We start from the raw sequence: 13,946 nt of genomic DNA, 5'->3' as shown, positions 1-13,946 counted from the left end.
CCTCCCGCCCCCTCGCCCTGGCCGCCGCCGTGGCCGTCGTCGCCGGGTTCGGCGCGCCGCACGCTGCCCTGGCCCAGGAGTCCGCCCCGGCCCCGGACGCGCCGGAGGTGAGCTCCGCCGTCGCGGACCTCTCGCAGCCGGCCACGACGGCCGAGGACGCCCGCTGGAACGCGGCCCGGGACGCCCTGGCGGCCGCCTCGGTCGACGACCCCTTCTACCTGCCGCCCGCCGTCGTGCCCGCGACCCCCGGCGCCCTGATCCGCAGCGAGCCCGCCGCCTTCTATCTGGATCCCGTGCGGCTGGTGCAGGTGCCCGCGCACGCCACGCGCATCATGTACGCCTCGCAGGACGCCCAGGGCCGACCCGTCGCCGTGACCGGCACCGTGCTGACCCCCACCGCCCCCTGGACGGGCGGCGGCGAGCGCCCCGTGATCGGCTACGCGGTGGGCACCCAGGGCGCGGCGGACCGCTGCGCCCCCTCGCGCACCCTCTCGACCGGCGCGCAGTACGAAGGCGTCGGGATCACGTCCCTGCTGAGCCGCGGCCACGCCGTGGTGGTCACCGACTACGAGGGCCTGGGCACCCCGGGCACGCACACCTACATGGTCCGGGAGGCCCAGGCGCACGCCGTCCTCGACGCGGTGCGCGCGGCCGCCCAGGTCTCGGGGTCGGGCGTCACCTCGACCGCGCCGGTCGCGCTCGCGGGCTACTCGCAGGGCGGCGGGGCGGCCGCGGCCGCCGCCGAGCTCGCGTCCGACTACGCCCCGGAGCTGGACCTCAAGGGCGCCTACGTGGGCGCCCCGCCGGCCGACCTCGTGCAGGTCGCGGACCGGATCGACGGCGGCCTGTACGCGGCCTTCCTGCTCTACGCGATGGCCGGGCAGCTCGCCGCGTACGACGTGGACCCGGCCACGCACCTCAACGAGACCGGCCTGACGGCCCTCGCCGGCGCGGCCGAGACCTGCGTGGCAGGCAGCCTCGCCTACGCGCACCTCGACTCCGCCACGCTGACCCACACGGGGCAGGACTTCCCTGAGCTCGTCCGCTCCGACGCCGAGCTGGCCGGGATCCTCGCCGAGCAGCGGATCGGCGCACCGGGCCGCCGTCCGGACGTGCCGGTGATGATCGCGCACTCCGTCACGGACGACGTCATCCCGTACCGCACCGGCCGCGACCTGGGCCGCCGCTGGTGCGCGGAAGGGGCACGGGTGCGTTTTGACCCGCTCCTCACCCCGACCCACGTGGGCGGCCACGTGGCCTCGCTGCCGCGGATGGGGGCGTTCCTGGACGCGACCCTCGCCGACCGCTGGACCGCCGACTCGTGCGGGTGGTTCTGAGCCTCGGCTAGCGTCGGGGCCAGGACCGTCCCGCCCACCGAAGGAGCAGCCATGCGCGCCGAGCAGGTCACCGATCCCATCACCTACCACGGCGAGGGCCCCGTCTGGGCCGCCTCGTGGGGCAGCGCCGCCGAGGGCGTGACCGCCGGCGGCGGCCTGCGCTGGGTGGACATGCTCGCCGGGGACGTCCTGTCCCTGCGCGCCGACGGCACGGTGGACCGCACGCACGTCGGGGACGTGGCCGCCGCGCTGCGCCCGCGTGCGGGGGGTGGCGCCGTCGTCGCGGTGGAGCGGGGCTTCGCCCTGATCTCGCCCGAGGGCGAGCTGACGACGCTGCCCGAGCTGTGGGGCGCGGACGCCGGGATCCGGATGAACGAGGGCGGCTGCGACCCGGACGGCCGGTTCCACTGCGGCACCATGGCGTACGCCAAGACCCCCGGCGCCGCGAACCTCTACCGGCTCGCCCCCGGACCCGACGGCGGCGCCGGCGAGGTGGACGTCGTGCTGACCGGCGCGACGACGTCCAACGGCCTGGAGTGGAGCCCGGACGGCACGCGGGCCTACTACAACGACACCCCCACGCGGCAGGTGGCCGTGTTCGACTACTCCCGCGAGGAGGGCCTGACGAACCGGCGCGTGCTCGTGGACGTGCTCGACGGCGAGGGCAAGCCGGACGGACTCACCGTGGACGCCGAGGGCGGCATCTGGGTGGCCGTGATCAGCCACGGGCAGATCCACCGGTACACGCCCGAGGGGACGCTCGACGAGGTGGTCGAGGTGCCCGTGCAGAAGACCACGGCCTGCACCTTCGGCGGCGACGACCTCGGCACCCTCTACATCACCACCTCCTGGGAGAACCTGGAGCGCGGCGAGGACCCGCTGGCCGGGGCCCTGTTCGCCGTCCGCCCGGGGGTGACGGGCCTGCCGGCCCGCCCCTTCGCGGGCTGACGCCGTCACGCCGCACGTCGTCGACGCCACCCTGCGCCGTTCTGCGCCGTCCTGCGCCGTCCTGCGCCACGAGCCAGACGAATCTGCGGTCCAGAGGCTCCTTTCAGCGCGGAATCGTCTGGCTCGCGCCGGACTCAGGGGACGGCCGCGTGCTGCCGGATCCACGCGTGCATCGCGATGCCGGCGGCCACGCCCGCGTTGATCGAGCGGGTGGAGCCGTACTGCGCGATGGACAGCACCGCGCTCGACGCCGCGCGCACCTCCGCCGACAGCCCCGGCCCCTCCTGCCCGAAGACGAGCACGCAGGCACGCGGGAAGTCGAAGGTCTCCACCGGCACCGACTCGGGGAACAGGTCCACGCCGAGCACGGGCAGCCCCTCCCCCGCCGCCCACTCCGTGAACGCCGCCACCGTCTCGTGGTGGCGCACGTGCAGGTAGCGGTCGGTGACCATGGCGCCGCGCCGGTTCCAGCGGCGCCGCCCGATGATGTGCACCCCGGCGGCGTTGAACGCGTTGGCGGTGCGCACGACGGTGCCGATGTTCAGGTCGTGCTGCCAGTTCTCGATGGCCACGTGGAACGGGTGGCGCCGCGCGTCGAGGTCCGCGACGATCGCCTCGAGGCTCCAGTAGCGGTAGTGGTCGAGCACGTTGCGGCGGTCGCCGTGCGCGAGCAGCTCCGGGTCGTAGCGCGGGTCCTCCGGCCACGGGCCGAGCCACGGCCCGACGCCGACCTCGCGGGGCGCGGCGCCGTCCTCGGCCGGCGCGGGCTCGTTCAGCGGCCGGCCTCGGACCGGTCGACGGCGGCCCAGGCGGCCCCGGCGGACACCGCGGCCACGGAGAGCACCGCCGGCCACGCACCGATCTTCTTGGCCAGCGGGTGGGAGGCGCCGAAGCCGCCGAGGTACAGGGCGGCCAGGCCCCCGGCGACGGCCGGCCCCCGCGTGGCCAACCACGTCCGGCCGGCATACAGGCCGGCGGCGGCCAGCACGACACCGCCGAGCGGCCGGATGCCGGTCTCACGGGCGGTCAGGTAGCCGCCGATCAGACCGAATGCGGTGACCGGGGCCGTGGAGACGGCGTGGGCGGGGAGCAGGGTCTTGCCGTCGCGGACGACGGGCGGGGCATGACGCGGAGTCTTCATGGCGCCACCGTAGCGCGCGCATCCTGGAATCCGCCGGGGGCCACCGTCGGGGAGAATGTCCGGGTGAGCATGATCGACAACGCCGTGTACGTGGACGGGCGGCGCGTCCACGCCCCCTCCACCCTCGAGGACACCTGGGAGGAGTGCGAGCGCACCGGCGGCATGGCCTGGCTGGGCCTGTACCGCCCGGACGTGGCCGAGCTCCAAGCGGTCGCGGAGGAGCTGCGCCTGCACCCGCTCGCCGTCGAGGACGCCCTCGCCGGAGGCGAGCGCGCCAAGCTGGACCGCTACGGCGAGGACTCGTTCATGGTCCTGCACCCGGCCCGCTACATCGACCGCACCGAGACCGTGGAGTTCGGCGAGCTGAGCGTCTTCACCGGCGAGCACTACGTGGTGACGGTGCGTCACGCGGAGGAGCCTGACCTGGCCGCCGTGCGTCGGTTCCTGGAGACGGAGGGCCGCGAGCGCCTCGCGATGGGGCCGTGGCAGGTCACCCTGGAGATCCTGGACCGGGTCGTGGACGACTACTTCCCCGTGGCCGACGGCCTCGAACAGGACATCGAGGAGATCGAGGACCAGGTCTTCGCCGGCGACGGGCACGTCTCCCGGCGCATCTACGAGCTCTCCCGCGAGGTGCTGAACTTCCAGCACGCCATCCGCGCGCTGCCGTCCATCGTGGAGCAGCTCCAGGAGGAGGTGCGCACCCGCCTGCACGAGGACACCCGCCGCCTCGACGCCGACGGCCTGCCCCGGCGCGACGACGCCCACGCCTGGGAGGACGAGGAGCTCAGCGAGCAGGCGCGTCTCGAGGTGGAGAACCTGCGCCGCCTGCGCGACGTCCACGACCACGCCGTCCAGATCAACGAGCGCGTGATGACCATGCGCCAGATGCTCAACAGCGCCCTCGAGCTGGACTCGACGCTGGCCTCGAAGCGGCTGGCCGAGCAGTCGATCGCCCAGAACGAGCAGGTCAAGCAGATCTCGTCCTGGGCGGCGATCATCTTCGCGCCGCAGCTGGTGGGCTCGGTGTACGGCATGAACTTCGACGGCATGCCCGAGCTGCACTGGGCGTTCGGCTATCCGTTCGCCCTGGGACTCATGCTGGCGGTGGCCCTCACGCTGTTCGTGCTGTTCAAGCGCGCGGACTGGCTCTAGGCGGGCGGCGCGCGGGGCCGTCCGAGGCTCAGTCGAGGCCGAGCTCGTCCTTGCCGAACGCGTACAGGTACGGCACCCCCGCTTCCTCGGCCACGCGTTCGGCGGCGCCGGTCGCACGGTCCACGATCACGGCCACGGCCTGGACGTCGCCGCCCGCGTTGCGCACGCCCTCGACGGCGGTCAGCGCGGAGCCGCCCGTCGTCGAGGTGTCCTCCAGCACGACGACGCGGCGACCGTCCACGCCCGGGCCCTCCACCTGCCGGCCCATGCCGTACGACTTCTGCGCCTTGCGCACCACGAAGGCGTCGAGCGCGCGGCCTGCGGCGCCGGCCTGGTGCATCATCGCGGTGGCCACGGGGTCCGCACCCATGGTCAGCCCGCCCACCGCGTCGCACCCGATCCCGTTCTCCTCGAGCAGGCGCAGCATCACGCGGCCGATCAGCGGGGCGGCCTCGTGGTGCAGGGTGACCCGACGCAGGTCCACGTAGTAGTCCGCCTCCTTGCCGGAGGACAGGGTCACCCGGCCGTGCACCACAGCCAGATCCTGGATGAGCTGCTTGAGCCGCTCGCGGTCCTGCTCGGGCGTGGGGACGGTGGGGGTCTGCGCGTCGGTCATGCCGCCCATGCTAGTGCGGGCCCGACCGCCCCTGCCGCTTCCGTCCCGGACTGGCTAGGCTCAGGCCATGAGCGAGATCCAGCACGACGACGCCGTCCAGCATCCCTCCGGCCTGCCCCTGGCGCACTGGCTCACCCTCACCGAGGGCCTGATCGCGGCGCGCGTGGCCGAGAGCCTCGAGGAGCACGGCCTCACCCGCGCCCAGTGGCAGTTTCTGAACACCCTCACGGTGGCCCCGCAGTCCCGCGCCGAGCTCGAGGCCGGCTTCGAGGAGGAGCAGCGCGGCGCGGTGTCCGGTCAGATCGAGGAGCTGGTCGAGTCCCGCTGGGTGACGGTCGAGGGCGACCTCTACACCCTCACCGCCACGGGCCGCACCGCGGGCGCCCGCGTCGGTGAGGCGGTCGAGGCCCTGCGTGCCGAGGCGACGGCGGACGTCCCGCGGGACCAGATCGACGACGCCGTCCGCGTCCTGCGCCGCATCGCCCGCAACCTGGGGCACCCGGACGCGTGAGCCGTCGTCGCCGACCGACCCTGTCCCCGTGCGCGGCGCCGGTCCTACGCTGACCGGCATGCGTGAACTCCAGCAGCGGATCATCGCCGAGCAGTGCGTCCTCCCTGAGATCGACCCCGCGGCCGAAGTCGAACGGCGCGTGGCCTTCCTCGCCGACTACCTCGCGGCCACGGGCGCGTCCGGCTTCGTCCTGGGCATCTCCGGCGGCGTGGACTCCACCGTGGGCGGCCGGCTGGCCCAGCTCGCCGTCGAGCGTCGCCGCGCCCAGCTCGGCGTCACGGACGCCGTCGCCCTGGGCGGCCCCGGCACCACCCCGCCGGGTGAGGCGGGGGTGGGCGCCGACGTCGTGCCCTCCCGCGAGAACCCCCGGTTCACCGCCGTGCGCCTGCCCTACAAGGTGCAGCACGACGAGGCGGATGCGCGGGCGGCCCTGGACTTCGTGGGTGCGGATCAGGACGTCACCCTGAACATCGCGGAGGCCGTGCAGGGTCTGGCCGCCGCCTTCGCTGAGGCCGTGGGGGAGCCGATCTCGGACTACAACCAGGGCAACGTCAAGGCCCGCATCCGCATGACGGCCCAGTACGCGGTGGCCGGCGCCCACGGGCAGCTGGTGATCGGCACGGACCACGCGGCCGAGGCCATCACCGGCTTCTACACGAAGTTCGGCGACGGCGGCGCGGACGTCCTGCCGCTGGCGGGCCTGAACAAGCGGCAGGTGCGGGCGCTGGGCCGCGAACTCGGCGCCCCCGAGCCCCTGTGGAACAAGGTGCCCACCGCGGACCTGCTGGACGGCACGCCGGGCCAGACGGACGAGGCCGAACTCGGGATGACGTACGAGGACATCGACGACTACCTCGAGGGCAAGGACGTCCCGACCGAGGTCGCGGAGAAGCTCGAGGGCATCTGGCTCCGCAGCCGCCACAAGCGCACCACGCCGGTGACGATCCACGACGACTGGTGGCGCTGAGGCGCCGATCCCACGGTGTCCGCGCCCTTCGATAGCCTGGCCGGGTGAAGATCGCCACCTGGAACGTCAACTCCCTCCGTGCCCGCGCCGACCGCGTCGAGGCCTTCCTCGAGCGCCATGACATCGACGTCCTGGCCATCCAGGAGACCAAGTGCCGGGACGAGAACTTCCCCTGGGAGCTCTTCGAGCGCGCCGGCTACGAGGTGGCGCACAACGGCAACTCGCAGTGGAACGGCGTGGCCATCGCCTCCCGCGTCGGCCTGAGCGACGTGCAGCGGGGCTTCCCCGGCCAGCCGCACTTCGGCAAGGGCGGCGTGGACCCGCAGGAGGAGTCCCGCGCCATCGGGGCGACCGTGGGCGCCGAGGCGGCCGACGGCGTCGCCCCGGTGCGTCTGTGGAGCCTGTACGTGCCCAACGGGCGCGGCCTGGAGGACGAGCACATGGGCTACAAGCTCGAGTGGCTGCGCGTGCTCCAGGAGCACGCGGCCGCTCACCTCGCCGAGGACCCGGACACCCGGCTCGCCCTGGCCGGCGACTGGAACATCGCTCCGCAGGACGAGGACGTGTGGGACATCGAGCTGTTCCAGCGCGAGGGCTACACGCACGTCTCCCCGGCCGAGCGAGCGGCGTTCCACGCGTTCGAGGACGCCGGGCTGGTGGACGTGGTGCGCCCGCGCCACCCCGGCCCCGGCGTGTACACGTACTGGGACTACACGGGCCTGGCCTTCCCCAAGAAGAAGGGCATGCGCATCGACTTCCAGCTGTGCTCCCCCGCCCTCGCACGGACGGTCACGGACGCCTGGATCGACCGCGAGGAGCGCAAGGGCAAGGGCGCCTCGGACCACGCGCCCGTGGTCGTCGAGCTGGGCTGAGCCACGGACGAGCCCGCGATGACCCACGACGACGACGGCCCGCCCCCGGGTGTCGCGCGCGGCACCGCGCACCTGCGCGTCTTCCAGCCGCTGGCCGCGTTCCCGGACGCGGTCCAGGCGCGACTGATCGCCGGCGGCCACCGCACGCGCGCCGAGGTCGAGGCGGAGGCGGCGGAGCGGGCCCGGCGTCGCCTGGCCCGGCCCGTGGCCGACCCGTTCCCGGAGCCCGGTGAGGACGACCTGGTGCGGGTCCTGCAGGACGAGCACCGCTCCGCGTTCTACTGCCCGGACGAGCGGGGCCTGCGGGCCGAGATGGCCGCGGCCGTGCTCGAGGAGACCATGCTGCCGCGGCTGCACGAGGCCGCCATCCCGCCGGCAGCGCGGGCCATGAACCGCGGCCGCGCCCTCGTGGCGCTCGAGGAGGAGTGGGGCCTCTCCCCCGACCCGGACGCGGCGGGCGAGGACCCGCAGGACGGGGACGGTGGGCCGGGCCACCACCGCGTGCAGACGCGCACCGCCACGTGGGGTGTGCCGCACGGCTGGCTCACGGTGTTCGACCCCGAGGAGGCCGTGCAGCGCCTCGTGGACGGCGAGCGCACGGCGTACCGGCGCGCGCCGATCGTGGCCGCCCGGGAGCGGGCCGGGCACGCGGCGGCGGTGCTCGCGCGGCACGCCCCGGATGCGGAGCTGATCGGTGAGCTCACGGTGATGGTGGAGTGGCTCGGCGCGTTCCACCCCGACTCGTGGATCGAGCTGGACTACGGCGGCCTCACGCGGCACGTGTGGCCGGACGACTCCGTCTTCGACCTGTGGACGCTCATCGACGCCCTCGAGGAGGGCGACGAGGCGACCGCCGGCGTCGCGCAGGAACGGCTGAACCGTCGCTGGGCCACCGTCGGGATGCTGGCCCGGCTGACCTGAGCCGGCCCGGCGCACCGGGGTGGGGCTGCCCCGGGCGCCCGAGACGCACACCACGCCGCCGACGCCGCCCACGCGGGGCGCGCGGCCCCGGCGTCGGGCCTAGGGTGGATCCCATGACCACGCAGCGCCTGAGCACCCCGCCCTCGGAAGCCCGGAACCGGCCCGTCACGCCATGGTGGGTGGACGCCGTGATCTACCAGGTGTACCCGCGCTCCTTCGCGGATGCGGACGGGGACGGCATGGGCGACCTGCGCGGCGTCACCTCGCGCCTCGATTACCTGGCCCAGCTCGGCGTGGACGCGATCTGGCTCTCGCCCTTCTACCTCTCCCCGCAGCACGACGCCGGCTACGACGTCGCGGACTACCGCGCCGTGGACCCGCGGTTCGGCACGCTCGCGGACGCGGACGAGATGATCGCCGCCGCGCACGAGGCCGGCATCCGCGTGGTCGTGGACCTCGTGCCGAACCACACCTCGTCCGAGCACGCGTGGTTCCAGGCCGCCCTGGCCGCCGGCCCCGGCTCCCCCGAGCGCGCCCGCTACCACTTCGCCGAGGGCCGCGGCGAGCACGGCGAGCTGCCCCCCAACAACTGGGAGTCCACGTTCGGCGGCGGGGCCTGGACCCGCGTGACCGAGGCGGACGGCACCCCGGGCCAGTGGTACCTGCACCTGTTCGACACCACGCAGCCGGACCTGAACTGGGAGAACGAGGAGGTGCGCGAGGAGTTCCGCTCCATCCTGCGGTTCTGGCTGGACCGCGGCGTGGACGGCTTCCGAGTGGACGTGGCCCACGGGCTCATCAAGCAGCCCGGCTACCCGGACGCCGAGCACTCCCGCATGGGCATGGTCACGGACGCGGGCGAGGACGCCGACCCCACGTTCGACCCGGACACCTTCGAGCCGCTCACCCCGTTCATGGACCAGGACCGCGTCCACGAGGTCTACCGGGACTGGCGGCGGGTCCTGGACTCCTACGACCACGAGCCGATGATGGTGGCCGAGGCGTGGGTGGCCCCGCTTTCGCGCATGTTCCGGTACGTCCGCCCCGGCGAGATGCACCAGACCTTCAACTTCACCTACCTCATGGCCGGCTGGGACGCCACGTCGCTGACGCACGCGATCGACCGGTCCTTCGAGCAGGCCGGCCGCGTCGGCGCCCCGAACACCTGGGTGCTCTCGAACCACGACACGGTGCGCCACGCCTCCCGCTACGGCCTCGCGGACCCGAGCTCCTACCCCGCCGGCATCACGGCCGAGGACGAGCAGCCGGACGAGGCGGTCGGCCGCCGTCGGGCCCGCGCCGCCGCGATGGTGGAGCTGGGCCTGCCCGGCTCCGCGTACATCTACCAGGGCGACGAGCTGGGCCTGCCCGAGCACACCACCCTCGCCGCCGAGCATCGCCAGGACCCGTACTTCTTCCGCACGGACGGCAAGGAGCCCGGCCGCGACGGCAGCCGCATCCCTCTGCCGTGGGCCGCCGACGAGCCGTCCTACGGCTTCTCGACCCCCGCGGACGACGACGGCCCCGCGTCCGCCGCCGAAGGCGTCGCCGCGCCCTGGCTGCCCCAGCCCGCGTCCTTCCGAGCGCTGGCGGCGGACCGGCAGGTCGGCGTCGAGGGCTCCGTGTTCGAGCTGTACCGGCGTCTGCTGCAGATCCGCGGCGAGCTCGACCTGGGCACGGGCACGTTCGCGTGGTCCGAGCACCACGACCCCGCACGCGGCGTGCTGGCGTTCACGGTCACCTCGGGCGGTGGCCGGCACCTGGGCTCGGGCGAGCCGATCCCGGCGCGCACCGTGCTCGTGATGGCGAACCTGTCGACCGAGCCCGTCGACCTGCCCGCGAACCATTCCCGGGCCCTGTTCTCCCTCGAGGAGGCGGAGGCCGTGCAGGACGGGCGGCTCGCGCACGACGCCGCCGCGTGGCTGCTCATGGACTGAGCCCGGCGCGCCCCGGGACCCGCCGGGGCGCCACGGACCTTCCGCGGGGAATCCGCGGTGGGCGAGGTCACATCATCCGGCCTGGCCGGACGAACGCGACGTAACGTCCACGATGACTTGCATCACACCGGACAAAGTGGCATGAACGCTGTGTCACGAGTCACCATGGCGTGTCCTGATCCACCCCCCCTTCGAGCGGAGACTTCACGTGAGCACCTCCCCCTCCGGCTCCCGCGTCGCCGAGCCCGGCGCGGCCACCGCGGACCGCGGGCAGCTGCACCGCGGCCTGAGCCAGCGGCACATCATGTTCATCGCCCTGGGCACGGCGGTGGGCACCGGCCTCTTCTACGGCTCGGCCGGCGGCATCCAGGCCGCCGGGCCGGGCGTGATCCTGTCCTTCCTCGTCGCGGGCGCCGCCGTGTTCCTCGTGATGCGCGCCCTCGGCGAGATGACGCTCCGGGAGCCCGTCTCCGGGTCCTTCGCCGCCTACGCCTCCCGTTATCTCGGCCCCTTCGCCGGCTACGTGACCGGCTGGACCTTCGTCTTCGAGCTGGCCGTCGTGATCGTCGCGGACACCGCCGCCATCACCACGTACATGGCGTTCTGGTTCCCGGGGGTCCCGGCCTGGGCCTGGGTCGCGGCCACGATCCTCGTGGTCGGCCTGATCAACTTCACGCACGTCGGCAACTTCGGTGAGGCCGAGTTCTGGCTGACGCTCGTGAAGGTCGGGGCCATCGTGGCGATGATCTTCGGCGGTGTGATCCTGCTCTTCACCGGCGCCTCCACCGCGGACGGCACCCAGGCCAGCCTGGCGAACCTCGTGGACCACGGCGGATTCCTGCCGCACGGCATCCTGGGCGTGCTGACCGCGCTCACCATCGTGACGTTCTCCTTCGGCGGCATCGAGACCCTCGGCGTGGCCGCGGGCGAGGCCAAGAACCCGGAGAAGGTGCTGCCCAAGGCCATCAACACGGTGCCGATCCGCATCCTGTTGTTCTACGTGCTGACGATGGCGGTCATCATGGCCCTCGTCCCCTGGAACCAGGTGGACGGCAAGGCCAGCCCGTTCGTGCAGATCTTCGAGGGCCTCGGCGTCCCCTTCGCCCCGCACCTGCTGAACTTCGTGGTGCTCACCGCCGCCGTCTCCGCGATCAACGCCTGCATCTACGCGTCCGGTCGCCTGCTCTACGCGATGGCCCACGACGGCCAGGCACCCCGGGCCTTCACCCACACCAACCGCGGCGGCGTGCCGTGGCTGTCCGTGGCCGTGATGCTGGGCGTGATGGTGCTCGGCGCGGTGCTGATCACCGTGGACCCGAACGCCTTCAGCCTGGTGGCCGGCGTCGCCTCGTTCGCCGTGGTGCTGACCTGGGCCATGATCTTCCTGTCCCACCGCGCCATGCGCAGGCGCGTCGCGGAGCAGGGCGCGGAGCCGTCCCCCTTCCCCATGCCGCTGGGCAACGTCGGCACCTACCTGGGCCTGGCGTTCGTGGCCACCGTGGTGATCACCATGGCTACCATCCCGGATTCGCGCCAGGCGCTCATCATCGGTCTCGTGTGGGTCGCGGTCCTGACCCTCGCCTGGTTCGTCACGGGCACCCGCACGTCGGCCGCGGCCCACAGCCGCACCGGCACCCTGCCGGTGGTCCGCACCCGCCAGTCCCACGAGGACTGACCCCCACGACGACGACGGCCCCTGTCCCGCGCGGGACAGGGGCCGTTCTCGTTGGGGCCGGGAGGGCGCCCGGGGGCGGACGTCAGTGCTCGTGGCGGCGCAGCCGGGTGCGGCGGGACCCCTCCGAGGCCGGGACGCCGGCGGCCGCATCGGCGATCCGCTGCTGGTGGTCCCGGCTGAGCGAGGCCCACCACTGCGAGGCCGCCACGGGGCCGGCGTCGACCACCTCGTCGTCGTCGGACTCGAGGCCCAGGCGATCCTTGATGGAGGCCAGCATGGCCTGACGGCGCACCGCCTCCACCCGCGCCACGGAGTAGCCGAGCGAGCGGAACGTGGCCAGGCAGATCAGCAGCATCAGCACGGAGAACGGCAGGCCGATGGTGATGGCCAGGACCTGGATCGCGGACAGGCCGCCGGCGGCCAGCAGGGCCGCGGCCATGAGCGAGGTGGCGATGGCGAAGAAGATCTTCACCGTGGCCTTCGGGTTCACGTCGCCGCCGGTGGCGAGCATGCCCATCACCAGCGAGCCCGAGTCGGCGGAGGTGATGAAGAAGATGCCCGAGAGGATGATGGCGCCGACCACGAGCATCGTGCCCGCGGGCAGCTGCTCGAGCACCTGGAAGAGCGCGGTGTTCGAGTCGATGGCGCCGTCCGCGCCTACCACGGAGGTGTACCCGGCCGGGCGGGTGGTCTCGAGGAAGATCGCGGTGCCGCCCAGGATGCCGAACCAGACCACGCAGACCAGGGTGGGCACCAGCAGCACGCCGGCGATGAACTCGCGCACGGTGCGACCGCGCGAGATGCGGGCGATGAAGATGCCGACGAACGGCGTCCAGGACATCCACCAGCCCCAGTAGTACGCGCTCCAGCCGGCCTGCCACGCGTCGCCCTCGGCGCCGTAGAACGCGGAGACGTTGAGCGAGTTCGCGAAGAAGTACTGCATGTAGGAGCCGAGGGACTGCACCATCTCCTTGAACAGGAACGCGGTGGGTCCCACGATCGCGATGAACAGCAGCAGGCCGGCGGCCAGGATCAGGTTGGTGTTGGACAGCCACTTCATGCCGCGCTCCACGCCGGAGACCACGGTGTAGAGCACCACGCAGGTGACCGCGCCGATCATGGCGTACTCGAGCCAGGGGCTGTCCTCGGGCACGATGCCCAGCGCGCGCAGGCCCGCGGACATCTGGGTGACCCCGAGGCCCAGCGAGGTGGCCACGCCGAAGACGGTGCCGATGAGGGCGATGTTGTCGATCAGGTGGCCCCAGCCGCCGCGCACGCGGCGCTCGCCGATCAGCGGCTCGAAGGCCCAGCGCAGCGCGAGGGGACGGCCACGCCGGTGGATGGCCAGCGCGACCGCCACGCCCACCACCGCGTAGATCGCCCAGGGCTGCAGGCCCCAGTGCAGGAACGTGGTGGCCAGCGCCGACTGGGCGGCCTCCGCCTGGGTGGGGTTGGCGGCCGCCACGTCGGGCCGCGGATCGGTGAAGTGCATGAGCGGCTCGGTCATGCCGAAGAACACGAGGCCGATGCCCATGCCCGCCGCGAAGAGCAGGGAGAACCAGGACAGCGTGGAGAACTCGGGCTTCTCATCGGGCTTGCCGAGCGTGATCTGCCCCTTCCGGGAGAACGCGAGGTAGCCGCAGAACAGCACGAAGAACAGGGCGACGAGGGCGTACCACCACGAGAAGTTCGTGATGATGGCCTGCTGGACCAGGCCGATGCCCACGGTCATCTGCTCGGGGGCGAGTAGTGTGGCCACCACGAAGGAGAGCACGATGACCGCGGAGGGCCAGAACACCCACGGCAGCAGGACGCGGTCGCGGGCGGCCGCGGCGGAGGTGGCAGGGGCGACGGCGCCGTCGGCCG

Annotated in this window: 13 protein-coding genes; 9 read left to right on the top strand and 4 right to left on the bottom strand. The window is 73.3% G+C overall.

Annotation, left to right across the window (positions count from 1 at the left end; translation table 11 throughout):
* The coding region (locus tag J1M39_RS09170; protein ID WP_203552773.1) for a lipase family protein at nt 1-1,337 on the top strand (1,337 nt) is incomplete at its 5' end.
* A gap of 51 nt (nt 1,338-1,388) precedes the next feature.
* Complete coding sequence (locus J1M39_RS09165) at nt 1,389-2,285, top strand: SMP-30/gluconolactonase/LRE family protein (RefSeq protein WP_041103614.1); 897 nt, start codon at nt 1,389-1,391, stop codon at nt 2,283-2,285.
* A 134-nt stretch (nt 2,286-2,419) separates the two neighbouring features.
* Here J1M39_RS09165 and J1M39_RS09160 read toward each other — a convergent pair whose 3' ends face one another.
* Entirely contained in the window at nt 2,420-3,061 is a 642-nt protein-coding gene (locus tag J1M39_RS09160; protein ID WP_223247569.1) for a TrmH family RNA methyltransferase, read from the bottom strand.
* Nucleotides 3,058-3,426 carry a hypothetical protein gene (locus J1M39_RS09155; protein ID WP_036334633.1) on the bottom strand — a complete coding sequence of 123 codons (369 nt, stop codon included), beginning with the start codon at nt 3,424-3,426 and terminating at the stop codon, nt 3,058-3,060. The genes J1M39_RS09160 and J1M39_RS09155 overlap by 4 nt, the downstream gene beginning before the upstream one ends.
* Before the next feature lie 69 nt (nt 3,427-3,495).
* Between J1M39_RS09155 and J1M39_RS09150 the strand changes: the two genes are divergently transcribed.
* Complete coding sequence (locus tag J1M39_RS09150) at nt 3,496-4,581, top strand: magnesium and cobalt transport protein CorA (RefSeq protein ID WP_206496703.1); 1,086 nt, start codon at nt 3,496-3,498, stop codon at nt 4,579-4,581.
* A gap of 28 nt (nt 4,582-4,609) precedes the next feature.
* Here J1M39_RS09150 and pyrE read toward each other — a convergent pair whose 3' ends face one another.
* Nucleotides 4,610-5,206, bottom strand: a complete 597-nt coding sequence (pyrE, locus tag J1M39_RS09145; RefSeq protein WP_041103612.1) for an orotate phosphoribosyltransferase — start codon at nt 5,204-5,206, stop codon at nt 4,610-4,612.
* A gap of 58 nt (nt 5,207-5,264) precedes the next feature.
* Between pyrE and J1M39_RS09140 the strand changes: the two genes are divergently transcribed.
* From J1M39_RS09140 to J1M39_RS09115, 6 genes are all read left to right on the top strand, one after another.
* Nucleotides 5,265-5,708, top strand: coding sequence for a MarR family winged helix-turn-helix transcriptional regulator (locus J1M39_RS09140; protein ID WP_036340247.1), 444 nt, complete (start codon nt 5,265-5,267; stop codon nt 5,706-5,708).
* A gap of 58 nt (nt 5,709-5,766) precedes the next feature.
* A complete protein-coding gene (nadE, locus tag J1M39_RS09135) occupies nt 5,767-6,675 on the top strand; it encodes an ammonia-dependent NAD(+) synthetase (protein ID WP_063189676.1) in 909 nt (302 codons plus the stop codon).
* Between the two features lie 44 nt (nt 6,676-6,719).
* Nucleotides 6,720-7,547, top strand: coding sequence for an exodeoxyribonuclease III (locus J1M39_RS09130; protein WP_206496699.1), 828 nt, complete (start codon nt 6,720-6,722; stop codon nt 7,545-7,547).
* A gap of 18 nt (nt 7,548-7,565) precedes the next feature.
* Nucleotides 7,566-8,468, top strand: coding sequence for a hypothetical protein (locus J1M39_RS09125; protein WP_206496698.1), 903 nt, complete (start codon nt 7,566-7,568; stop codon nt 8,466-8,468).
* Between the two features lie 113 nt (nt 8,469-8,581).
* On the top strand, nt 8,582-10,405 hold the full coding sequence (locus J1M39_RS09120; protein WP_036340259.1) for a glycoside hydrolase family 13 protein: 1,824 nt from the start codon (nt 8,582-8,584) through the stop codon (nt 10,403-10,405).
* A 208-nt stretch (nt 10,406-10,613) separates the two neighbouring features.
* A complete protein-coding gene (locus J1M39_RS09115; RefSeq protein WP_206496697.1) occupies nt 10,614-12,080 on the top strand; it encodes an amino acid permease in 1,467 nt (488 codons plus the stop codon).
* An 82-nt stretch (nt 12,081-12,162) separates the two neighbouring features.
* On the opposite strand, the gene J1M39_RS09110 is transcribed toward J1M39_RS09115, so the two are convergent.
* Nucleotides 12,163-13,946: BCCT family transporter (locus tag J1M39_RS09110; RefSeq protein ID WP_206496696.1), on the bottom strand; the 1,784-nt coding region annotated here is incomplete at its 5' end.

Origin of the sequence: Micrococcus sp. KRD077 (assembly GCF_017168505.1) — a bacterium.
GTDB classification, from domain to species: Bacteria; Actinomycetota; Actinomycetes; order Actinomycetales; family Micrococcaceae; genus Micrococcus; species Micrococcus luteus.
The sequence above is the reverse complement of the archived record's forward strand: the minus strand, read 5'-3'. Positions and strand labels throughout refer to the sequence as shown.

What these genes read in the sequence shown, in the direction of transcription:
- J1M39_RS09125 (WP_206496698.1), top strand. Translation starts at nt 7,566, where the DNA reads ATGACCCACGACGACGACGGCCCGCCCCCGGGTGTCGCGCGCGGCACC.
- J1M39_RS09155 (WP_036334633.1), bottom strand. Translation starts at nt 3,426, where the DNA reads ATGAAGACTCCGCGTCATGCCCCGCCCGTCGTCCGCGACGGCAAGACC.
- nadE (WP_063189676.1), top strand. Translation starts at nt 5,767, where the DNA reads ATGCGTGAACTCCAGCAGCGGATCATCGCCGAGCAGTGCGTCCTCCCT.
- J1M39_RS09120 (WP_036340259.1), top strand. Translation starts at nt 8,582, where the DNA reads ATGACCACGCAGCGCCTGAGCACCCCGCCCTCGGAAGCCCGGAACCGG.
- J1M39_RS09150 (WP_206496703.1), top strand. Translation starts at nt 3,496, where the DNA reads ATGATCGACAACGCCGTGTACGTGGACGGGCGGCGCGTCCACGCCCCC.
- J1M39_RS09165 (WP_041103614.1), top strand. Translation starts at nt 1,389, where the DNA reads ATGCGCGCCGAGCAGGTCACCGATCCCATCACCTACCACGGCGAGGGC.
- pyrE (WP_041103612.1), bottom strand. Translation starts at nt 5,206, where the DNA reads ATGGGCGGCATGACCGACGCGCAGACCCCCACCGTCCCCACGCCCGAG.
- J1M39_RS09140 (WP_036340247.1), top strand. Translation starts at nt 5,265, where the DNA reads ATGAGCGAGATCCAGCACGACGACGCCGTCCAGCATCCCTCCGGCCTG.